Annotated in this window: 19 protein-coding genes; 8 read left to right on the top strand and 11 right to left on the bottom strand. The window is 47.9% G+C overall.

Going from position 1 to position 23197, the window contains the following annotated elements; genetic code table 11:
• The 5 genes from L696_RS0126645 to L696_RS0126625 form a co-directional block, all read right to left on the bottom strand.
• The coding region (locus L696_RS0126645) for an ABC transporter permease (RefSeq protein ID WP_025686358.1) at nt 1–360 on the bottom strand (360 nt) is incomplete at its 3' end.
• A 73-nt stretch (nt 361–433) separates the two neighbouring features.
• Nucleotides 434–2053 carry an ABC transporter substrate-binding protein gene (locus L696_RS0126640; protein ID WP_025686357.1) on the bottom strand — a complete coding sequence of 540 codons (1620 nt, stop codon included), beginning with the start codon at nt 2051–2053 and terminating at the stop codon, nt 434–436.
• A gap of 160 nt (nt 2054–2213) precedes the next feature.
• Entirely contained in the window at nt 2214–2576 is a 363-nt protein-coding gene (locus tag L696_RS0126635; RefSeq protein WP_025686356.1) for a DUF1304 domain-containing protein, read from the bottom strand.
• 130 nt (nt 2577–2706) lie between these two features.
• A complete protein-coding gene (locus L696_RS0126630) occupies nt 2707–4218 on the bottom strand; it encodes a methyl-accepting chemotaxis protein (RefSeq protein ID WP_025686355.1) in 1512 nt (503 codons plus the stop codon).
• Nucleotides 4219–4477: 259 nt separating this feature from the next.
• Nucleotides 4478–5731: a cation:dicarboxylate symporter family transporter gene (locus L696_RS0126625; RefSeq protein WP_025686354.1), complete on the bottom strand. Its 1254-nt coding sequence runs from the start codon at nt 5729–5731 to the stop codon at nt 4478–4480.
• A 212-nt stretch (nt 5732–5943) separates the two neighbouring features.
• Between L696_RS0126625 and L696_RS0126620 the strand changes: the two genes are divergently transcribed.
• Both L696_RS0126620 and L696_RS0126615 read left to right on the top strand, forming a co-directional pair.
• Nucleotides 5944–7248 (top strand): sensor histidine kinase, encoded by a 1305-nt coding sequence (locus tag L696_RS0126620; RefSeq protein WP_025686353.1) that lies wholly within the window; start codon nt 5944–5946, stop codon nt 7246–7248.
• A gap of 5 nt (nt 7249–7253) precedes the next feature.
• Nucleotides 7254–8183, top strand: a complete 930-nt coding sequence (locus L696_RS0126615) for a response regulator (protein WP_025686352.1) — start codon at nt 7254–7256, stop codon at nt 8181–8183.
• Nucleotides 8184–8269: 86 nt separating this feature from the next.
• On the opposite strand, the gene L696_RS0126610 is transcribed toward L696_RS0126615, so the two are convergent.
• Together L696_RS0126610 and L696_RS0126605 are read right to left on the bottom strand one after the other, a co-directional pair.
• Nucleotides 8270–8782, bottom strand: coding sequence for a MarR family transcriptional regulator (locus L696_RS0126610; protein WP_025686351.1), 513 nt, complete (start codon nt 8780–8782; stop codon nt 8270–8272).
• Between the two features lie 75 nt (nt 8783–8857).
• Entirely contained in the window at nt 8858–10378 is a 1521-nt protein-coding gene (locus tag L696_RS0126605; RefSeq protein WP_025686350.1) for a monooxygenase, read from the bottom strand.
• 397 nt (nt 10379–10775) lie between these two features.
• On the opposite strand from L696_RS0126605, the gene L696_RS0126600 reads away from it, so the two are divergent.
• A complete protein-coding gene (locus L696_RS0126600) occupies nt 10776–11273 on the top strand; it encodes a DinB family protein (RefSeq protein WP_025686349.1) in 498 nt (165 codons plus the stop codon).
• Between the two features lie 225 nt (nt 11274–11498).
• Here the strand turns inward: L696_RS0126600 and L696_RS0126595 are convergent, their stop codons facing one another.
• Nucleotides 11499–12329, bottom strand: coding sequence for an endonuclease/exonuclease/phosphatase family protein (locus tag L696_RS0126595; protein WP_025686348.1), 831 nt, complete (start codon nt 12327–12329; stop codon nt 11499–11501).
• Nucleotides 12330–12334: 5 nt separating this feature from the next.
• Nucleotides 12335–13999 (bottom strand): PTS transporter subunit IIBC, encoded by a 1665-nt coding sequence (locus tag L696_RS0126590; RefSeq protein ID WP_025686347.1) that lies wholly within the window; start codon nt 13997–13999, stop codon nt 12335–12337.
• A 242-nt stretch (nt 14000–14241) separates the two neighbouring features.
• Here L696_RS0126590 and L696_RS0126585 point away from each other — a divergent pair, with 242 nt between their 5' ends.
• From L696_RS0126585 to pgmB, 3 genes are all read left to right on the top strand, one after another.
• Nucleotides 14242–15264 (top strand): LacI family DNA-binding transcriptional regulator, encoded by a 1023-nt coding sequence (locus L696_RS0126585; RefSeq protein ID WP_025686346.1) that lies wholly within the window; start codon nt 14242–14244, stop codon nt 15262–15264.
• 139 nt (nt 15265–15403) lie between these two features.
• On the top strand, nt 15404–17686 hold the full coding sequence (locus tag L696_RS0126580; RefSeq protein WP_025686345.1) for a glycoside hydrolase family 65 protein: 2283 nt from the start codon (nt 15404–15406) through the stop codon (nt 17684–17686).
• 24 nt (nt 17687–17710) lie between these two features.
• Nucleotides 17711–18385, top strand: coding sequence for a beta-phosphoglucomutase (gene pgmB, locus L696_RS0126575; protein ID WP_025686344.1), 675 nt, complete (start codon nt 17711–17713; stop codon nt 18383–18385).
• 306 nt (nt 18386–18691) lie between these two features.
• Here pgmB and L696_RS0126565 read toward each other — a convergent pair whose 3' ends face one another.
• Both L696_RS0126565 and L696_RS0126560 read right to left on the bottom strand, forming a co-directional pair.
• On the bottom strand, nt 18692–18949 hold the full coding sequence (locus tag L696_RS0126565) for a hypothetical protein (RefSeq protein WP_025686343.1): 258 nt from the start codon (nt 18947–18949) through the stop codon (nt 18692–18694).
• Between the two features lie 186 nt (nt 18950–19135).
• On the bottom strand, nt 19136–19315 hold the full coding sequence (locus L696_RS0126560; RefSeq protein WP_025686342.1) for a hypothetical protein: 180 nt from the start codon (nt 19313–19315) through the stop codon (nt 19136–19138).
• A 749-nt stretch (nt 19316–20064) separates the two neighbouring features.
• On the opposite strand from L696_RS0126560, the gene L696_RS0126545 reads away from it, so the two are divergent.
• Nucleotides 20065–21741 carry an SWIM zinc finger family protein gene (locus L696_RS0126545; RefSeq protein ID WP_025686341.1) on the top strand — a complete coding sequence of 559 codons (1677 nt, stop codon included), beginning with the start codon at nt 20065–20067 and terminating at the stop codon, nt 21739–21741.
• Nucleotides 21738–23197: SNF2 helicase-associated domain-containing protein (locus L696_RS0126540; RefSeq protein ID WP_025686340.1), on the top strand; the 1460-nt coding region annotated here is incomplete at its 3' end. The genes L696_RS0126545 and L696_RS0126540, both read left to right, overlap by 4 nt.

Genomic DNA, 23197 nt, shown 5'->3' with positions numbered 1-23197 from the left:
AGCCGTCAAGCCGAGTGGAATCGCAATCAGGACAGCCAGTACAATGGATGCACCCATTAATCCGGCGGTAGCCGGGAGGCGATCCAGAATCTGATCCAGTACCGGCTGGTGATTAATGAGCGAATAGCCCAGATCACCCGTCAGGCTTTTTTTGAGCCACAACATGTACTGCACATAAGCAGGCTGATCCAGCCCCAAGCTGTGCCTCATACGCTCGATATCTTCCAGATGCATATTCGGTGTAACAAAAGAGAGAACCGGATCACCTGGAGCCAGCTTGATCAAGCCGAAGCAGACGATGGATACAAAAAATAGCATCGGTATAACTTGCAGCAATCTTCTGGCGATGAGTTGTCTCATACGTTTCTCTTCCCCTTGCTGTTCTCGAAAAAAATAAGCTGGTTCTCCCAGCTTATTTTTTGAAAACCCTGTCTTATTTGTGATATATTTTGGACAAATCTTCGAAAATCACGACCGGTTTCAGCACAGCCTGATCAATACCGCCATACTGCTTGTCGAACGCCACTATCGTTTTGGTGTAAGCAATCGGGTAGATGACGGCATCATCAGCCAAAAGCTCCTGTATCTTTTTATAGATTTCTCCACGTTTGGTCGTATCCGACTCTCCCGCGCCCTCTTCCAGCAGCTTATCCACTTCCTTGTTGGAATAATGCGAATAGTTGGAGGAAGATCCGGTGTTGTACAAAATACGGTACGCGTCCGGGTCATAGCCCATAATGTAGCCGCTGATTGCCAGATCGTAGTCCTTGGCATTCGTATCAACGAATTTCTGTGACCAAGCCGAGGAATCCATGCTGTTTACATCCAACTGCACGCCGATATCCTTGAACTTCTGTTGAATGTACAGCGCCTGTGCCTCTTGTACCTTATTACCGCCCGGAATAATAATGCGCAGTTTCAGTCCTTCAGCACCAGCCGATTTCAGCAGTTCTTTCGCCTTATTCACATCATTATTGAAAAATGGAACATCGTTCGTGTGATACAGCACGTCCTGTGTCAAAGCAGACTTCGCGGAATCAGCATAATCCTTGGAGCCATAAGATACTTGAATCAACTCATCCTGATTCAGCGCATATGAAAGCGCCTGACGCACTTCTTTTTTGTTCAACTGCTTTGTGTCGCTGTTCTCATTAAACATCAGATAAGCCAAACGACCTTCGCTGTATGGGAAAATGTCGAACTTCCCGGTTGCTTTAATCGTCTCCACATTTTGCGGGTCTACATAGTTAACATTGATTTCGCCATTCTGGAGCGCCAAACTCGCAGCATTCGAATCCTTCACAATTCGGTACGTGACAGAGTCCAGATGCGGCTTACCGCCAAAATAGTTATCGAACCGTTCCAGCGAAACGTACTCGCCGGTTTTGTATTCCTTGAATTTGAAAGGACCCGATCCGACAGGAGTGTTGTTTTTGGTGCTTTTCTCAATATCCGCTTCGTTCTCGAAAATATGCTTCGGAATCGGGGATACCTGTACCAGTGCCGCCTCAAAAGCAGGAGCTGCCTGCGGAAGCTTGAAATCCACCGTGGTATCATCAACCTTGCTCACCTGAACCGGCTTGCCGTTGATCATGAAATTACTTCTCAAAAAGCTGTGCTGCTTCTCGTCCAAAATTTTATTGATCGTGAACACAACATCGTCAGCCGTCAGCTTTTCGCCATCATGCCAGGTCAGATTCTTTTTCAGCTTCAGCGTGTACGTCAGCTTGTCTGCCGAAGGAGTCAGGCTATCTGCCAGATAGAATGTCTTCTTGCCGTTGTTCACCTGAAACAAAGGTGCGAAGATCGCCTGATCTATCGTCAGACTCACCCGGTCACCCGCATAGTTCGGGTTCAGCACCACCGGATCGGCTTGTACACCGATGATCAGGCTACCGCCATCTTTGGGCTGCCCGTTATCAACTGTCGTAGCATTTGTATTCGCTGCACTATCATTTGTCGCAGACGAAGAACCGGAATTCCCGCCAGAGCAGGCACTTACCACCAACATTAATATGATCAATACAAATACACCAGTCCAATTACGCCGCATGTCTCTAGCCTCCGAGTTCTCTAAGTGTGTAATAAAAAATATTATAAATCGGAATAATCGGATTTACAATCAATTAAAAACTACCTATTCCCCTTTTCATTAGAAGTTCAGACATTATGTGATCGAATTCAGCAAAAAAGACACCCGTTAAGAGTGCCTTTTAGAAGACCAGCAAACTGATTAATGCCAGTATGGCGGGTAATCCTTGCTTTAATAAAATAGACTTATTGGACGTCAATGCACCATACACCGCAGCCACCACCACGCAAATGACAAAGAACAGCTGAATTTGCCAGCCGATCACAGTGTCCGGATAGCATAAGCCCCACACCAATCCAGCTGCCAGAAACCCGTTGTACAACCCTTGATTTGCAGCCAGTGACTTGGTCGCTCCCGCCAGCTCCTTGGAGGTGCCGAACGTGCGAATCGCCCGTGGAGTCGTCCACAAAAACATTTCCAAAATTAAAATGTACACATGCTCCAGAGCAACAATTCCCACCAATATTGAACTGATCAAACTCAAGTATATTCCTCTTTTCCACACAAGTTATGATGAGGTAACTTTTTAAATCTATCTCCGAAAAGTATAATGGTTCTTCCAAAAACAGTAAAGAGGCCAAGCCTAATGCCCGACCTTATTCCTGTATAAACCCTTACATCGTTCTCGCAAAATCAAGCAATGCTTTGGACATGCTGTTAATCTCGTCCGTAGATGCATTCACCTGCTGCGTGAGCGCGGCCTGTGTCTGCGTCAACGTAGACATGTTGCCGATGTTATGCAAAATCCGCTCGATGAGCGTCTTCATTTCGTCCAGACTGGTCTCAATATTTCCGGTCGCATCGGCGCTGTGAATGGCAAGCTTCCTTACTTCATCCGCAACTACAGCAAAACCGCGTCCCTGTTCACCCGCACGGGATGCCTCGATCGCCGCATTCAGCCCAAGTAGATTCGTTTGATTGGCAATCTCTTTAATGAAGTTGGAAATGTTTTGTGTCTCTTCCGCGCTGACTTTGGCCTGATTAGCCGCCTCAGTCGATTGCTCTTGGGCCGTAGCCAGCTCCTGCGCCTGATTACTAACCGAGTTGACACCATTCACCATCTCCGCGATGGAATCGGAGAGATGTTGTATTTTGAGCGTGAGCTCGTCTGCAACAGCCTGCTTTTGCTTCTCCATCGTTACATCACGGATAGTACCTGCCATACGAATTGGCACTCCCTTACTGTCACGTATGCTTCTCCCACTATTATAATACCAGCGGTATTCGCCATTTTTATTCTGCAAGCGGCAAGTTACTTCATAGGGAGTGCGATCTGAAAAATCATTCAAATGGTCGTTCAACGCTTTAAACGCTATTTCAACGTCATCTGGATGCAAGCGTGAACTCCAACTGCTAAGCTTACTCGGGAAGTCCTTCTCATCACTAAAGCCCATCGTTTTGCGAAATTGCGGTGACCACCAAAATTCACTATTTGGATTCTCTATATCTCCTTCAACCAGGATGATGTCGTATGGAGCTTCGATTAATACACGGTTAACAAGGTCATACCTTGTAACCATGGCTTCCAGTACCTCGGACTTAATCTTCTGATCGTGCACATCCAGCAAAGCACCAGCAATCCGAAGCGGTACTCCCTGATGATCACGAATCGTTGTTCCAGTCGCACGGAACCAACGGTATTCGCCATGCTTCAGCTTTAAGCGATACTGAATGTCATAAGGAGTCTTACCCGTATGATCCAGCAAATGATCAGCCAGCGCTGCCAATACCCAGTCATAATCCTCCGGATGTAACCGGGATGCCCAGCTATCCAATACATTTGGGAAATCTTTTTCGCTCTGATACCCCAACATGGAGCGGAATTCATCTGTCCATGTGAACGTATTGTTTGGATTCACAGGATCACCTGCAATGACCTCCATATCCCATAAGCCGACTTCAATCGCCTTGGTGACGAGTTTCAGACGAATGTCGATGTTTCGAGCTTCGTTTTTGATGGATTCAAGCGCTTGGTTGACATTGTTTGCGATTTCCTGAACCTCGGTAGATGCAGTGGATAGTTGTATTGCGGCAGAATAGTCCTTCTGCTGTATTTTTTGCAACAATTTGCGGCTTTCTTCCACTAAAGGAGCAAATGATTGAGCCTCGTTTTTTTTGAAAAACATGATATGATCTTCCCTTCTGAACCAATGTTTGAAACGGTATATTTTATATCGGAATATTATCAATAATCATTATAAATAGAATTGAAATTAATTAGGTAATAAGAACCATTTTTTAAGACTATACACCCAAATATACATAAATAAATTATCTAAAAATGTCGAATAAGGGAGAACCTTCACAGGTCTGGAAACGAAAAGAACACCCTCGCACTTACTCTGCAAGAGTGTTCTTTTCGGCAAATATTCGGTTTATTCGATTTTATTTCAAAGAAGCAACATATTCCTCGCCTTTTTCCTTATCGTATTCGCCTTCCCATTTGGACATGACCACGGCGGCAAGCGAGTTGCCTAATACATTGACTACCGTACGCGCCATATCCAGAATACGATCAATACCAGCGATAAAGGCCAAGCCTTCCAGCGGAAGGTTCACTGATCCCAGTGTAGCGAGCAAAACTACAAAGGAAGCGCCCGGCACACCTGCCATACCTTTGGAAGAAATAATCAGCACTAGCACCAGCGTGATCTGTGTAGTGATCGGCAGATCAATACCATACATCTGGGCGATGAAGATCGCAGCCAGCGCCTGATACAAGGTGGAACCGTCCTGATTAAAGGAATATCCTATCGGAATGACAAAGGAAGTAATTCCTTTCGGACATCCGAACTTCTCCATCTTCTCCATGATCTTGGGCAGGACACTCTCCGAGCTGGCGGTCGAGTAAGCCAGCAGCAGCTCGCTTTTCAAAATTTTAATCATAGTCCAGAGACGAGTACCGCAAAGCTTGGCGATAATTCCAAAAACAATCACAATGAATAGCAGCATGGAGCCGTATATAGACAAAACAAGCTTCAATAACGGCCACAACGAAGCCAGTCCAAACTTGGCCACTGTCGTTCCGATCAGCGCAAATACACCAAAAGGAGCCAAGCGCATAACCTGATTGGTTACCCAGAACATGGCGTCGGCTACACCTTCGAAGAAATTCAGCACAGGCTTGCCCTTGTTACCAATCGCCGCTACCCCTAGTCCGAACAAGACGGAGAAGAAGATAATAGCCAGCATATCCCCTTCGCCCAGCGCTTGAAAAATATTAGTAGGCACAATATGCACAATCGTATCCATAAAGCTGTGGCCTGACTTTTCTGCTGTCTCCACATAGCTATGGATATCGCTCTTGGCCAGATGGGACATATCCACGCCATCTCCGGGCCGAACCAGATTGGCAACGAGCAGTCCGAAAAGGATGGCAATTGTCGTTACGATTTCAAAGTAGATAATAGACTTCCCGCCGAGTTTACCCAATTTTTTTATATCCCCGACGCCAGCTACGCCGATAATGAGAGTTGAGATCACAATAGGCACGACAATCATCTTAATCAACCGGATAAAAATATCGCCGATCGGCTTTAAGTAGACTTCCACCCCTGAATTGCCGTAAAATAAGGCACCAATAATAATACCTAAAGCCAGTCCGATAAAGATTTGGATCGTCAAATTAATCTTTTTCACTTCGTGTCTCCCCCCTGGCCGATTTGTATATTTTTTCAGTATACTGTTCTTAATATTCAAATGATGTTATTTATACTACAATCCGAACTATAAAAACCGACAATTATCTACACCTGTATTTGTTTTTTTTCAATAAATTCACCACTTTAATGTTGAATTGTGAATTTATCTCACATTGTCTTTCGGATCGAATACACAGGAGGTGAATAATTATGAAGCTGAATATCCTCCTTTTCCTGCTTATGCTTGTGTTCGTACCGCTGGCGGGCGAGCTAAATATTCACCCGTTCTCTAATACATTTCGTCTCAGCTTCGGCACACCAGTATTTTTTTTCTTTCTGCTATCTATTCGTCATATTCCGCCCGCTGTATCGGGACTGCTTACTGGCTTAGCCGTGGTGGCCTTTCGCATCTCACTTAGTTATTTCACACATCCCGGTCCTGCCTTCGAAGAGCTGGTAACCCTGCACGGGCCTACCTTTTTTTATTACATGGTCTACGGCCTGCTATTTCAGGTCCTTAACATTAATGCCGAGCCTTACCGCGCTCTCCGGGTGGGCATCCTCTCCGTGGGTATTGAGGTTGTGGCAAGCGTGGCGGAACTTAGCGTCCGGCGGAGCATTGACGGGGAATTCTGGGACATCATCAAGATGGGCAAGGTGGTGCTTATCGCCATGATCCGCAGCTTCTTCGTGCTCGGGTTCTATAATATCATTCGCCTGAAGCAGTCCGTTCAGCATGAAGAGGCGCAAAGAGAGCAGACCGAACGGATTCTGCTTCTGGTATCGGATCTGTACGAGGAGTCTGTCCAGCTCGGCAAGACCCTGTCGGATACTGAGCAGATCACCCGTGAAAGCTACGAGCTATACCGGGAGTTGCAGCAGGCTGAATCCTTGGAAGACAGGGACCACTACGCCAGACAGGCGCTTCGTATTTCCGGACAGGTTCATGAGATCAAAAAAGACAGTCAACGGATTTATGCCGGGTTGTCCAAGCTGATTGATGCGGAAAGCGGAGTGCATTACATGCCTTCTCGGGAGCTTGGGGAGCTGATCGTCCGAACGAACCGCAAATATGCCCAAGCGCTGGACAAGCCTATTCATTTCACCCTGCATGTTGACTCTTTACTGCCGAAGTTGCATGTTTATACGGTTTTGACACTCATTAATAACCTGACAGCCAATGCGGTTGAAGCGATGAAGGACAGCGGAAGCATTGACGTTTCCATTCGGTTTCTACCGGGAAAAGAGGACACAGTGACCTTTAGCGTTACGGACAACGGCCCGGGGATTCCTCAGCGCAAACGGGAAATGGTCTTCACACCGGGGTATACAACCAAGTATGATGATGAAGGACAGCCTTCGACCGGTATGGGATTGTTTTATGTGCGCGAGGTCGCGGAGAGCCTCGAAGGAACGATTGTGCTGCAACAGCATGAAGAAGAACACACAGACAGGGTACGGACCACTTTTACAGTCACATTGCCTTTACGGAAACTGACGGAGAAAGGAAGATAGCCCGGATGCGTTTTTATATTGTGGATGACGATCAGGGAATTCGTTCTATGCTGGCAGACATTATTGAAGATGAAGGTTTAGGTGAGGTTATCGGGGAAGCGGAGGACGGTTCCTATGTGAACAGCGATCTACTGGAGCTTAACCGGATTGATATATTACTCATTGACCTGCTGATGCCGATTCGTGATGGCATTCAGACGGTACGCGCGCTCGGTGATCAATTCAGCGGCAAAATCATTATGATTTCCCGCATTGAATCCAAAAATATGATCGGCGAGGCCTACTCACTCGGTATTGAATACTACATTGCCAAGCCCTTGAATCGGCTGGAAATTATTGCGGTGATTCATAAGGTGTCCGAACGTTTGCGTATGCAGCAATCGATCACAGATATCCAGCGCACGCTACAGGGACTATCGATGTTCGCATCGACAGGACCATCGACAACCGCCGAACCTACCAAAAAAATCACAACCTCCGGACAATTTCTGCTCTCCGAAATGGGAATGATCGGCGAAGCGGGGAGTATGGATCTGCTGGACATGCTGGAATATCTGGATCAGTATGAGGAGGAAACCGGTAACCTGTCCCCCTGCATGTTCCCGCCGCTGAAGGATATCTTCGCGAATGTAGCCTTGAAACGGCTGGGAAACTCGGCTTCTGCGGCAGAGCTGAGCAAGGAAATCAAGGCATCTGAGCAGCGCGTCCGTCGCGCTATTTTCCAGACACTAAGCCATATCGTGTCGCTCGGATTGACGGATTACACTCACCCTAAATTTGAAAATTATGCGTCCAAATTTTTTGATTTTACAGAAATCCGCAAAAAAATGCTGGAGCTGCAAAACAATGTGGAGCCCTCGCTGTCTCAAGCCCGTATTAATACGAAGAAATTTGTACAGGTGTTCTATATGGAGGCCAAAAGGCTATTGCATTAGAAAAGCACCTGCATATCCCCTAATTTGTCCGCCACATGAGAAGGGTTACGCAGATGCCATTTTGTTAAAAAAATGCCGATCATCTTCTAGTCTTTTGGTTCCTCACTCTTGTCATGGCGTTCCATTGCACCCAAAAAACCGACACCATCGGACAACAAGCGTTTCAAGACATTTAATTCCTCCGTACTGTAACGATCTAAAAATTGAAGCAACTGATGCTGTACTTTATTGTGAAGCCGCTCATGCACAAGAAAGAGCTTTTTACCCAACGGGGTTAGACGAAAGTAAATTTCTTTTTTGTTGTCGTTAAGCTGGGTTCTGCGAATCCAGCCTTCCTTGAGCAGCTTGGTGCTGACTTTCGAAACTGTACCTTTGCTCAGCTCAATCCGATCCGCTAATGTCGTAACATTAATCGGCTCATGCCTTCCAATACAGTCAATAACGTGAATATCGGTCAAATTGAGCGAAGCTACCCCGTCAAAATGCTCGTGGACTTCTTCGAGAAAAGACATACTCTCTCTCTGATGATACTGCTCCAGTTGATGGTTAGTTTTGATAAGCAGGTCATAGACGTGCTGAATGGTTGTGGCTTTTTCCATACAAACGGTGGTCACTCCTTTGGCATACTCCTCCTTTCATTATAGCTTAAATTTGTTTCGCAAGAAACAATATGGTTATAGCAATACGGGTTCTCCGCTACACCAGCTCGCGATACCTTCCCCGATGGTTCTCAGCACGTCCGTCTGTTCCAAGGAAATAGCCCATGCAATATAACCGTCTGGACGAATCAGAACCGTATGCACATCACTCCATCCCACAGGCGCTTCTTCGGCTACAGCCTCTACATATGAGATATGCGAAAGTGCAATTTTGTGAAGCTCATTCGCTATCTTGGCATCCTGAGCAAGATGAAGCAGCACAAAACGGCCCTCATGAAAAAGATCGTATGCATACGGTTTCGTTCCGTCAGACAGCCGTAGTTGGAAATCGGCAAACCGCTTCCCGTTCAGAGGATGCTGCGGCATACCCTCAGCCGCCGGATAACCTACATCCAACGCACTAATTTGCTCCGCCATAGAACGGTTGATTTCCGTATGACGGAACCATTTCTCTAGCAACTGACGGTGAGCCAGTACAGCAGTCGTAAAATCCAACAGGCTGGTCTGAATCTCCGTATTCCGCAAGAACTGTGTATTAATAGGGTAGCGTTCGCCATGGTAGCTATCCAACAGCGTGTCCGCAGCCCAGCCGTTAATTACTCCTGCCAGTTTCCATCCCAAATTCGTCGCCTCCTGCAAACCCACATTCATGCCCTGTCCACCTGCCGGGAAATGAATATGTGCAGCATCGCCAGCCAGCAGGATTCTGCCCTTGCGATATGTTTCGGCCTGCCGCGTAGCATTCCCGAATCGGGACAACCAGCGGGGATTAGACGCTCCAAGGTCTGTACCGAGAAGATAGCGCAGTTCTGTCTGAATCTCTTCCAGCGTTACAGGTACGTCTTTCGGGACGTGCATCAGATGGGGGGTAGTCAAAATAACCCGGTAAATATCCGGAGAAACGGGGGCAATCATCACCCCACCCCGCTCTGTGTATTCGGAACGTATTCCATTTTCAGGAGGAACGGCCAGCTCTACATCCGCTAATACAGCGGTCAGAGTAGTATCCGTGCCGGGAAAAGCAATACCTGCCTGCTTGCGCACGGTACTTCCCGCCCCATCGGCTCCTACGACATAAGCCGCTGTCATCACCGACACATTCGCATGCGGACCGGATGCGCGGACACTGACGACCTCTACACCCTGATCCTGTTCCCGCACAGACACCACTTCTTCACCACGTCGGATCACAACCCCCAGCTTTGTCGCATGTTCCTCCAGTACCTGCTCGGTGATCTCCTGCGGGATAAACAAGGTATAATTCGAGGAGCTGTCAAGCACCGAAAAGTCCAGACGTGTATCCAGCATGGCAAAATGTCCCGTACTTATGGGCTTGCCGTGCTCCATGAATCGCTCCTTCAATCCACGCATATCAAACATCTCCAGCGTCCGAGGATGTAACGTAAGTGCGCGCGAGTAGGGACTTGTTTCCTCTAATCGCTCAATCACACAAACACTCACCTTTGCCAATGCCAGCTCAGCAGCCAGCCACATCCCGACAGGACCGCCACCCACTATAATCACTTCATAATCCATGTCTCACGCTCCTTTGTATGAAAGTATAATCCCACCACCATTTTGTTTCAAAAGAAACAATATAAAGATGCGAAAAGCTCCCCTTTAACATTTTCGTATCTAAATAAAAATCATAATCGTTCATGATATTTTGTTTCTTATGAAACAATTTTATTGTAGCTATATTGAGAATAATTATCAACTGCTTTTTGAAAAAAATCCTGTATCCCCTCGCAAACCATGCTAGATAAGCTGAACTAAAGACGAAAATTACTTACCCGGATTCAACCTTTATAAATTGAATAAAGAAATCTGGGTCGTACGCATCTTTAGTGCAGCTTATAGAATTTCCATTTCCAAAAATTTAATTGTATAATCGTAAAATGAGAACAAGCTTTTATGAAAGGGATGATCTTACATGTCGGATGCAAACCAATTATTCGGTCAAGCACTGGTTAAATCGCTGGTCGGTGAACGTGGACATATTCGAGTGGCTCGGGCTTTACAGGATATCCACATCGAGCTGGCAGGGAAGAAAAATGCAGAAATGCCCTACAGTATTTATCAACTGTTGAAGCATATGAGCTACTGGCAGCAATTTATGCTGGAGCATTTGGAAGGTCGGAAGCCCCAGCTTCCGGGCAATGTAATGGAAAGCTGGCCTGAAGAAACCGAACCGCAAAGTGAAGAAGCATGGCAGGCAGTTATTAAGGAATTTTTGCAGGGCGTAGATCAGGCTGTAAAGATTGCAGAAACTGCACAACTGGATGATTCACTCCCCCATTTCCCCGGTGAAACGAAGGCAGGGCTGCTGCGGAATATCGCTTCCCACAACTCATATCATTTGGGCGAAATCGTGTTGCTACGCCGTATCTATGGAGCTTGGCCGCCGCCAGGAGGGGGATTCCCCGCTTAAAGGGTACAGAATTAGGCACAGCAAGGAACACATCTGCGTATCCTATGGGAGAACTCACTCCCCTTGTGCCCTGCTTACTTCATATTCATCCTACCTTGATTTGAGCCCTTCATGCATAATCAGGAGCAATCAGAAAAACGGTTCTATCGCTATCCAATACTTCATTCGGTTAAAGTCGAAATCCTCGAGAAAAAGGCCACTTGCATAAGCAGGCAGCCTGTTCCTTTATCTATAATTAGGCTCCAATTCAACTGCAACCCCGAAATGATCGGATACGACTGATCCCGTTTTTCCGTTCAGCACGACGGTTGAAGATTGAACCTGTACGGGCTTGTTGGAAAAAATATAGTCAATCCGCAGTGGTTTGGCGTTACTTTCCCAGCCTGCAATGGCTTTGATGACCGTGTGGCCTTCATCACGTACCGTTGCGTTCGGATAGGTATCCGACCAGCCGGATTGCAGCACATAGTCATACCCTTCCTCGCGCACTTCAGCCGCATTGTTGAAATCACCCATCATAAAAACAGGCGTCGGTGCAAAAGGATTCAACACCTCCGTTGTACGGTCCCATAGTCCACGGAAGGATTCTTCATCATTCCACCAGTTATAATGTCCGCTTACAAACCATGCCGATACTCCATCCACCGCAGTTTGCACGCCCACAATTTTGCGGGAGCGGTAGTTGTCATAGTCCCGTAGCGAGGAAACATATTCGCTCACCGTGTCTGTAATCGGTGTTTTGGACAAAATCGCCAAGCCCTCATCGTATTTGGCAAAGCCGATATGTGCGGGGGCCCACGTCCAATAATAGGTATCGGACAATAGCCCGTTCAGCACATAAGCATAGTTATCACGCTTAATGACAACTTCAGGATCTGCTCTATAGTAAGCGTCCAAATCGTCCGGTGACAAAGGAGTCTCTTCCATGGATTGGTTCACTTCCTGCAAAGCAATGACATCAAACTGCTGTTCATCAATAAAAGCAGCCAGTTGCTTTAACTTATCGTGCTGATTTTCTTCCATCCAAGCATGTACATTTAAGGTTAACAATTTCAAAGTAATCACCTGTTGAGTATGTCTTGTATATCTGATTTGAGCACATCGGCCTTCGGTCCGTAAACCGCCTGTACCCCATTATCTACTTTAATCAAGCCCAGGGCACCCAGCGCTTTCCACGTCTTTTCGTCCCCAACGGCATCTGTATCCTTCACCGTCACACGCAGACGGGTCATACAGGCATCGACCTCGACAATATTCTGCTCACCCCCAAGAGTTTTGATGATATCGGTAGCCAGTTGATTTTGCGGGGAAACAGCCGCCACACCATCTACTTCCGTACTCCCTACCTCGGAAGTCCCCTGAGGCTCCTCATCCGTATAGTTCCCCAGTCTTCCCGGCGTAGCCATTTGGAATTTACCGATCATAAAATAAGCGATAAAGTAGGTTGCTACCGCAAACACCACACAAGTCAGCACAAAGTTAATAATATCCTGCACCAAACCCGCATTTATAGACAACGGCAATCGGGTCAGCAGTTCAATCATACCAAACGAATGTAAACGCAAATGTATGATGTCGGCCATTCCGAACGCAATACCGGTAAGAATAGCATAAACCACATAAAGCACAGGCGCCACGAACATAAACATAAATTCCAGCGGCTCCGTTACCCCTGTCAAAAAGACAGCAGCGGCGGCTGAAAAAATCATCGACTTGTACTTGCTTCGCTTATCCTTGTCTACACGGCGATACATAGCCACCGCCAGTCCCATAAGGATTCCCGCTCCGCCGATCATTTGTCCTACCTTAAAACGGGCAGGCGTCACGCCTTCCAACAAGCTATTGTAGGCTGCCGGATCGGTACCACGAAGCGCGCTCAGGTCACTTGCCCAAGCCAGCCACAGCGGGTCTTGCCCGGCAACAACGCTACCTGCCCCGGAACCCGTAAGTGTCGTGTAAACGCCACCAAGTTGAGTATAGTTAATAGGAACCGTCAGCATATGGTGAAGTCCGAAGGGAATTAACAGTCTTTCCAGTGTACCATAGACAAATGGCGCTACAAAAGGAGCCGATTCCCCCGAGGTCGCCAACCAAATGCCGAACTGATTAATCCCCCCTTGGACAAATGGCCAGATGGCAGACATGATCAAACTAACGATGACAGACCATAAAATCACGACAAAAGGAACAAAACGTTTACCGTTAAAAAAGGCTAAAGCGTCTGGCAGCTTGCGGTAATTGTAGTACTTATTAAATACCACGGCCCCGACAAATCCGGATACGATACCGACAAACACACCCATATTAAGTGCAGGCGCCCCTAAGACAGAGGTAAAATAGCCACTAACCGGAATGGATGCACCAAAAAGAGTGTGCGTGGTGGCTCCCTCCTGGGTTAGCATTTTCGAGGACACACCCAAAATCGTTCCTGTTGAAATATTAATGAGAATAAAGGCAATTAAGGCAGCAAAAGCTCCGCCCGCCCGTTCCTTAGCCCAGGAACCACCAATCGCCACTGCAAATAGAATGTGTAAATTATTGATAATACCCCAACCCAAATTCTCCATGACCCCGCCGACAGTCAACCAGAAATGAACATCGCCAGCCAACATCGCCACTACTTTACCGAGCGAAATCATAATTCCGGCCGCTGGCATGACGGCGACTACCACAAGCAGTGCTTTCCCAAGCTTTTGCCAAAAATCAAATGATAGAAGTTTTTTCATGCTCCTTCAATCTCCATCCCTTATAGTATGTATAGCGTTGTTCGTACCCTATAAATATTATGCAATCGGTTGCACGATTATTATAATGATATCGCTTTCTATTGGCAATACCCTAATTGTAAGTATCTTGGTTAATGATGATGTAAAAACTCGAAAAAGCCGCGAATTTGTTGATTTTCGAGCAATATCGTATGATAGAACATAATATTTCCTGCTTGAGATAGCAAAAGGAGACGAAGACGATGGCAGTAACCATCAAAGATGTCGCAAAACGTGCTAATGTTGCTACTTCCACCGTATCCCGTGTCATTCAAGACAGCCCCAAAATCAGCGAAGCCACCAAGGCACGTGTCCGTAAAGAAATGAAGGCACTTGGCTATGAACCCAACTATTCAGCTCAAAGTCTGGCTAACCGTGTCACACAGTCGATTGGCATTATTATGCCTGAATCGGATGTGGCAATCTTTCAAAATCCGTTCTTTCCGGAAAGCCTTCGCGGGATTAGTGAATGGGTGAATGAGCATAACTATACACTGTCGATTGTCACGGGGAAAACGAGCGATGAATTGCTATCCCGCGTGAAGCTGATGACGCGAACCGGACGTGTTGACGGCTATATTGTTCTGTACTCCAAGCAAAAAGATAGCATCGTGGAGTATCTTCATAAAGAAAAAATACCTTACACCGTAATCGGTAAGCCTCAGCAATTTGTCAGCGAAACCACCCATGTAGACAATGATAACTACCAAGCTGCCAAGGATGTGGTCACTTATTTGACTGGGCTGAATCATCAGCGCATTGCTTATGTTGGCGGTGATCATGAACACATCGTGAATATTGAAAGACTCCGAGGCTACCAGGATGCGCTGCGAGAGGCGGGCTGGCCTCTACCAAAGGAATACGTGGTCAGGGAGTCATTTAATCTGGAGGACATGCGCACGTTATTGCAGGCTACCCCGCCGCCTACCGCGATGATCGTTAGCGACGACCTTGTAGCCATGGCAGTACAGAAAATGCTTTCTCAGCTAGGTGTGTCCATGCCAGAGCAGTTATCCATGGTGAGCTTCAACAATCTGATGCTGGCCGAGCTGATGAATCCCCCTCTTACTTCCGTAGATATTGATATCTTCACCCTGGGTTATCAGGCGGCCAAAAGTCTGATCGAAAAAATCGAAGACCCCAAGGAGCTGACCAAGCATATCATTGTTCCCCACCGGATCGTAGAACGCAAATCCAGTCAGGCGCTGTTATCTTCCAAGGAATGAACAAAAACTGATTTTGTGGACATCCATAGAATCAGTTTTTTTGCGTTGACAGGGCAATCGGTTGCACTATATACTGAACTCGCTCATATACTGATTTCGTTAAAGCAACGATTTCACTTTCCGAGAGGGGTACGCAATCATGGTTTATAACCGATTATTTGACGTAGATAACTGGAAACTGACAACCCACACTCTACATACAACCCACATGCGATTACAAGAAAGCATAATGTCCATAGGCAACGGTTATATGGGCATGCGCGGCAATTTTGAAGAAGCTTATTCAGGTGATCATCATCAGGGAACTTATATCTCCGGTGTCTGGTTCCCCGACAAAACCAAGGTCGGCTGGTGGAAAAACGGCTACCCTGAATATTTTGGCAAGGTCATCAATGCCATGAACCTCATCGGCATCGGTCTGATCGTGAACCAGCAGGAAGTGGACTTATTTACGGCACACATCAGTAATTTTGTGCAGGAACTGGACATGAAGCAAGGTATTCTGCGGCGTGCCTGTACCGTGAACGGTCAGGTTCGTATCACCACGGAACGTTTTCTAAGCATCACCACTCGTGAACTATGCCTGATTGATTACCAGGCAACCAATCTAAGCGAGCAGCCTCTAACGATTGAGCTTGTTCCTTATCTAGACGGTAATACGAGAAATGAGGACACCAACTATGATGAGGTGTTCTGGCTGGAGGAAGCGCGCGAGGTTCAGGAGCAATTCATCAGCCTATCCACAACGACGATAGATAATCCATTTGGTGTTCCGCGTTTTACCGTAAACGCTACCATGGGTATTGTGACCGCAGGACAGGATCAGCAAACGACGGAAGAGGGCTTTTTGTATGCTGCACGCCACTATCAATATACCGTCGCCCCGGGTGACAGTGCTCATTTGCAAAAAATCGTGGCCGTCACCACCTCGCGTGACCTAGAAAAGGATGCGTTGATTCCACAAGCTGAACGTCTCGCCGTGGAGGCTGTGAACAAAGGATACGCTTTGCTTAAGCAGGAGCATATCGCGGCTTGGGCCGGACGTTGGGACAAAGCGGATATTGAAATCGAAGGGGATACGGAGGCCCAGCAGGGAATACGCTTTAACATTTTCCAGCTATTCTCTACGTACTACGGTGAAGACGCCCGCCTGAACATCGGACCGAAGGGCTTTACGGGTGAGAAATATGGCGGTGCCACGTATTGGGATACGGAAGCGTACGCTGTACCGATGTATTTGGCGCTGGCAGATTCTGACGTGACTAAAAACCTGCTGCTATACCGCTACCATCAATTGGAGGGTGCCAAGCATAACGCGGCCCAGCAAGGACTGCGAGGCGCACTGTACCCTATGGTCACCTTTACGGGTGTGGAGTGTCACAACGAATGGGAAATTACCTTCGAGGAAATTCACCGTAACGGGGCCATTGCGTATGCCATTTACAACTACACCAACTATACGGGCGACTTGGCCTATCTGCGGGAATATGGAATAGATGTGCTGGTCGAAATTAGCCGCTTCTGGGCGGATCGAGTTCATTTTTCCCATCGCCATCAGCAGTATATGATCCACGGGGTTACCGGACCGAACGAATACGAAAATAACGTCAATAACAACTGGTATACCAACACACTGGCTGCATGGGTTTTAAAATATACATTATCGGTCTTGCCTCAAATTTCTTCAGAGAAATCGGAGAAGCTGGCTGTTACCACGGATGAGCTTGCGCATTGGCAGGATATCATCAACCGCATGTACTATCCTTACGATGAGGAACGGGGCATATTCGTACAGCATGATACCTTTCTGGATAAGGATTTGCGGCCTGTATCCTCCCTTGATCCAAGTCATCTGCCACTAAATCAGAAATGGTCATGGGATAAAATCCTCCGTTCTTGCTTCATCAAGCAGGCGGATGTGCTGCAAGGTCTGTATTTCTTCGGAGATCAGTTCACACTAGAGGAAAAAGCGCGCAATTTTGCATTTTATGAGCCGATGACCGTTCATGAATCCAGTCTGTCCCCATCCATTCACGCCGTGCTGGCCGCTGAGCTCAAAATGGAGGAAAAAGCAGTCGAGATGTATAAACGGACGGCTCGCCTGGATCTGGATAATTATAATAACGACACCGAGGACGGACTGCATATTACCTCTATGACGGGAAGCTGGCTGGCGATTGTGCAAGGCTTTGCCGGAATGAGAACATATAACGAAACGTTGAGCTTTTCCCCCTTCCTGCCTCAGGGCTGGAGCAAATATACGTTTAAAATCAATTATCGCGGTCGCCTGCTAAGTATTCTCGTACAGGAAAATGAAGTAATCATTACGCTGTTGGACGGAGAACCCCTGACGCTGGAGCTGTATGGACAGCCAACGCACATTACCCATGGGCAGCCGTTACTGACAAACAGTGTTTCATAAATCGGGCAGACAGGGGGAAACCAAATGAAGGCAGTGATTTTTGACTTGGACGGAGTCATTACAGATACCGCCGAATATCATTTTCAGGCATGGGGCAGCTTGGCGGCAACGTTGGGTATTCCTTTCGACCGGGAATTTAATGAGCAGTTAAAAGGAATCAGCCGTACAGAGTCACTCGACAAAATACTGGCGCGTGGTGATCGGGCCAATGCGTATTCAGCCGATGACAAGCAGGAACTGGCCGCACAGAAAAATACCGAATATCAGCGGCTCATCTCGGCCTTGACCCCGGCAGATGTATTACCGGGAATCCGCGCGCTCCTAACGGAGCTACGTGACGCCAGGATCAGGATCGCGCTGGCCTCTGCGAGCAAAAATGCAGCGTTTATACTGGATAGGCTGGAGCTGACGCACTATTTTGACAGTATGGTGGATGTCACAGCCATTCGGCATGGCAAACCCGACCCGGAAATCTTCCTCACCGGAGCCGCCAATCTGGGCGTTCAGCCTGCCGACTGTATCGGTATAGAGGACGCACAGGCCGGAATCCAGGCGATCAAGAGTGCAGGAATGTTCGCGGTCGGCGTAGGAACACCCTCGCAAATGCAGGGTGCCGATATCGTGGTGGCCACTACAGCCGAGCTGTCTTTGAGGATGCTGGAGGATTATTTTAGTAAGTTGAACTGGAAATGTACATGAGGTGCCACTGCGCAGGCGGATGGTGCTTCCATCGCTGCTGCCCCCGGATTTCCTGAATAATCGCACAATGTTTGGAATCCGGGGGCAAAGGCGACCGCTCCGCTTGTACAGCACCATTCCACCTACTCCGTTTTCCATGTGAATTTTTCGATTTCATCTTATATCATAAGTTTTAAAAAGGGGAATGTCCTATAGAAATGAATTTGATTGGCCGGTGAACCAGTTCCACCAGTTTTTTTATTAACTCTTCTCCCCTAAATGTTACGTTGACCTTGACAAAGGGAAGCTCATATATTTCTGTAATGTTCATCTAGGCCCCCTGATCCCCACATAGCGTTCTTTTGCCATAACCTTGGCACGAGAGGTGTGAAAAAAACAATACTCACGCTGAGGATCTACTCTGTGCAGCTCATTATACCGCTTAAAAGCATCAGTCGAATCATCGAATGTATCAATTACGGTCATTTCTTCAATGAAACGCTGACCATCCTTGGAATAGGCTTTGGTCGCCTCAAGTACGACCCATTCATTGGGAAAACGTTCTTTAACTTCTTCCCATCGCATTTCAGCGGTTCGGGTGTGCCTGTCATAATTAGACGACCTCTTTAAGTAATTCATTAGTGTTCAGATGTACAAATGATTATAATAATCCAACTGGCTCAAAAAAATAAGGCCCTCTAATAGAGAGCCTTCAAAAGTATTTATGTCTATTATTCAAGAAATGCCTCTGTGGCAAAGTCTTGTGACAGGTCATTTCAGCGTTTTTATGACTTGAAGGACTTTCTCTTTGGTGTCTGGGTGATTATTCGCATATTCTGTGAAGGCTTCTTGCAAAATGGTTCTTTGATCCTTTTCGGTAACAAATGACCAGGTACGCAGCATCGCAGCGAACTCTTCCGGAAATCTAAAAGATAGCGCATTCCTTGCCAAAGCGATTACCTCCTATTCTTAATAGCTTGCGATAGAGCAGCCAGTGAAATAACCAGACCGACCAAAGCGATGATAAGGGTAACAGTTTGCATACTGATGCCTCCTTTATGGTTTCTCGAATTTGTAAAATATATTTTACAACAGAGAATGAAGAGGGTAAGATAAGCATAAGATGATAGGGTGCAGGAAGGGGATTGCTCCCCAACCTTGCTGATGATTCAAGCCTTCTTACGCTGCAACGTAAGGGGCTTTTTACTTTACCCGGCGGTTGTTTTTCGTGGCTGTTTGGAAATTCATCCAAGCGGCTGCGAGATTAACTAATGCCGTGAATAGAAGTACAATCGCGGTCCCCATCGTCTTAGGTTCTCCTTTCCGGAGTGCTTACTACACCCTCTCAGAATATAGTACTATATGTATATACTGCTATCAATACAAAAGTGGAGGATTTTGGAGATTGCCAAGTAGCTCCAAGTTCACCTATATCGTGCGTATATCAGTTGCTATATTCGTTAAATAAAACATCTTGTTTGCCTCCTCATACAATCCCTAAACAGGACCATCAACACTAATATATTAGCAATATTTATTTTATATTTATAATAGTAATTTAATCTCTAAAAGAAAGCATGTCAACCCGAATGGAAACTTTCCATCTGCTCCCTTCACCTCAAATTACGGTCATGAACTGATATAATGGAAGAGTTAAGCTTTCATCGGATTGACTATTCTCTCTTAGGAGACTAATGCATATGAAACCAACCTATCTTATGGATGATATACAGTGGCAGCAGCTTATCCAAAACGTAGCTGACCATTTTAATGACGTGACAATCAAACGTGGCTTTCAATATTTTAAGCAAGGAAAGGTAAAAGAATTTACAATGCCTGACGCCGACCATATCGCGGCTGTCGTAGATGGGAACGAGCTTTACGAGGTAGATCTCCACTTGAGCGCTTTTGCTGCCAGTCGATGTACATGTCCGGTTCATAAGAACTGCAAGCACATGATCGCCGCACTGCTGAATTATGCGAATGTGCAGGAACGTTCCGTACATGCGTTGGTGAACGCCCATTCAGCGGGTTTGACCCGGTTGGCTGCAAAAATTGACGTGCGCACCACCGCGCCTACTTCCCGGTCCACTCCTTCACCGGATCGCAAGGAGGCTGCAAGGAACACACTCAGCAAAACAGCAAGTCGCATAGCGGATATGCCCATCTCAGAATGGCATGACCTGTTCGATCAGTGCATCGCCCTCAACCATGTGAATACGCAAAATTCCCAATATGTCCAAAGCGCTCTAGCCTCGATTTATGCTGTGAAGCCGCCGCTTTCACCCGGCATGCAACAGTTGTACGGACTGCACGCTCATCTGCGTGTGCTGGAAAAGCTGGTGCCTCAGTCACCTATGCCGGGCTATCCCACCCATTCCTATATGGGGTATTACATGCAAATCGCCGCCGATGAGCTTAAAGAAGCTATCGAGCGTGATTTTGAGAGCCAGCTTGTCCTAACACCTGCCCTAACCAATGAACCGATGCAAGAAGCACGCATGGCAGAGACCTTGGCCTATTTACGCCGAAAAATGCTGACAGAATCGCGTAACGGCACTTATTTTTCAGACGCGTACTACCGGTTTTGGCTAAACTGGATGCGTCCCCAGCAGAAAGATTCCACTTCCAGCATATATGCAGAGGAATTACTGCATTTGCAGACGGCTGAGGATGAGCTTGGGACAGCTTTGGCCCGGCTTCCCTGGATGCTGGCCCAAAGCTGGATGTATTTTTACCAGTCACAGGATGATCAAGCCTGGTCGCTGCTTCAGGAGGCCGAAAAAGCTTTTCCGCTGAAAATCTCTTCGAGTCAGTTGCTTTTGTTCTTACATGCCTTACGTGAAGCCGAGGAATGGTCGCGCCTCAAGGACGGACTACGGCATATCGGTCCCTTGCTCCACAGCCATCGGGACGATCATTTGCACGATTATATGAAGAATTGGGATATGGTTTTGCAGCATCTTCCAGAAACAGAGCAGGAAATGTGGGATACACTGGTTGGAATGCTTCCTTTTGCCGGGGGAATGTATGAAGAAGCACTGCTTGCCCACGACAAATGGCGGCAATGGATTGACTATCAGCTAAGTATACGCGCCGAGCCTTTGAATTTTCGGGTGAGCGTGTTGCAGCCCATTGAAAAGAACGCGCCGGAGCTGCTGCTGCCCTTTTACCATCAGGCGGTGGAACGATATGTGCTGGAAAAAAACAGATCCAGCTATAAAGCAGCGGTCAAGCTGTTGAAGCGGCTGTTCAAGCTATACAAAAAAATGAAGCAAGAGCCGCGCTGGGAGCTGTTCTTCGCGACCTTCACCAGCCGTCATAGCCGCCTGCGGGCGCTACAGGAGGAATTGCGGAAAGGGAAATTGTTATCATGAACCAATATACGGAGACGATTACGATACACATCCAGTTAACCACCTATGGAGACGCGCTGATTTATGGCGATTCGTCTATGAACTACAGCATTTCCGGCCAGATCCTGAAGCAGCGTTTATTTGCTTGGCACGAGGCTTCTTTCTATGGCACCGAGCTGGAGATTCAACACGTTCAGGACACGGATATTATCCTCCTCCCCTCGGAGCAGGTGATTCCCTTTCTGACGGAGCCCAAATTGCTGGAGCATATCGAATGGATCTGGGACGAGGACAATGCTCCGTGGCTTCGGCTAATTCCTCTACTTGCCCATTGCATTGAAGCGAAAGCCTACGCGCCCAGCTTCACAGCATTTCAGACGGGGAAGCTACAATGGATTTGGGATGCGGAAGTACTGGAGGCGGCGGAGGCGCGAGAGACGTTAGAGGCGTTAGAATCGGGGAAAACGCTGGAAAGCACCAAACCGGCAGAGCTTGCTCTGCTTGACAGCCTGGAGAAGGACGAGCGCGAAGGGCTGGTAGCGGCGTTCTCGGCCGCCGTGTTTCAGCGCTGGTACGGCACCGAAGCGGAAGCCGCCGATTTGCGAAGAGAATATCCAATTCTCTTCGCCCAAAACCACCCGGCTGCGGGGGGTCTGGATGCGCGCGCATGGCTTATCGCTATTGGCTGGAAGGCCGATACCGCGCCCTTCCGCCCGCTTCTGCAACTGCTGGAGCCAGAGCTGGAGAACGACGATCCGTCGTGGCAGCTCAAGCTTGTGTTGCAGGACAAGCAGGACCCGGCACTGCTGGTGTCTGTACAGCTCGCCGAAGACGGATATGCGTCCGGTCCATGGCCCGATGCGTGGACGGCCCATGTGCGTGAGCGCTCAGCCGGATGGCTGGAGCGCTTGACCGCGATTTTGCCCGCCGGGCAGCGTAGCGGAAGCCGCGATGACGTGCTGGATCGCCCGCTCTCCGACGAGGCGGCGTGGCAATTCCTGACGACCGACAGCCAGCGCTTGCTGGAGGGCGGTTGGCAGGTGCTGCTGCCCGCTTGGTGGGAAGCAGCCACCCGCAAGAAGCCGAAGCTGCGGGCCAAGGTTCGCCCAGGCGAAGGCGGGGGTGAGCGCGCAAAGGGCAGCTCGCTGTTCGGACTGGACTCGATTGTCCAGTTCGATTGGCGTGTTGCCATTGGCGATGCCGATCTGAGCGAGTCCGAGTTCGCCGAGCTGGTGGCCCGCAACGAGCGGCTGGTGCGCTTTCGCGGGCAATGGATCGCGCTCGACCCCGCGCTGCTGGCGCAAATCCGCCGAGCCATGGCCGGGATCGACAGTGCTCAGGGATTGTCCTTTCAGGACATCCTGCAACTGCACCTGCTCGGCAACGACGATGAGGCAGAGGGCGACGCTACGGGAGAGCAGCCGGAGGATGCGGCACGCTTCCGGCTGGAGGTCGAGCTGAACGGGCATCTGCTGAA

The sequence above is a fragment of the Paenibacillus maysiensis genome, from assembly GCF_000520815.1.
GTDB classification, from domain to species: Bacteria; Bacillota; Bacilli; order Paenibacillales; family Paenibacillaceae; genus Paenibacillus; species Paenibacillus maysiensis.
This window is presented reverse-complemented; position numbering and strand designations above follow the sequence as displayed.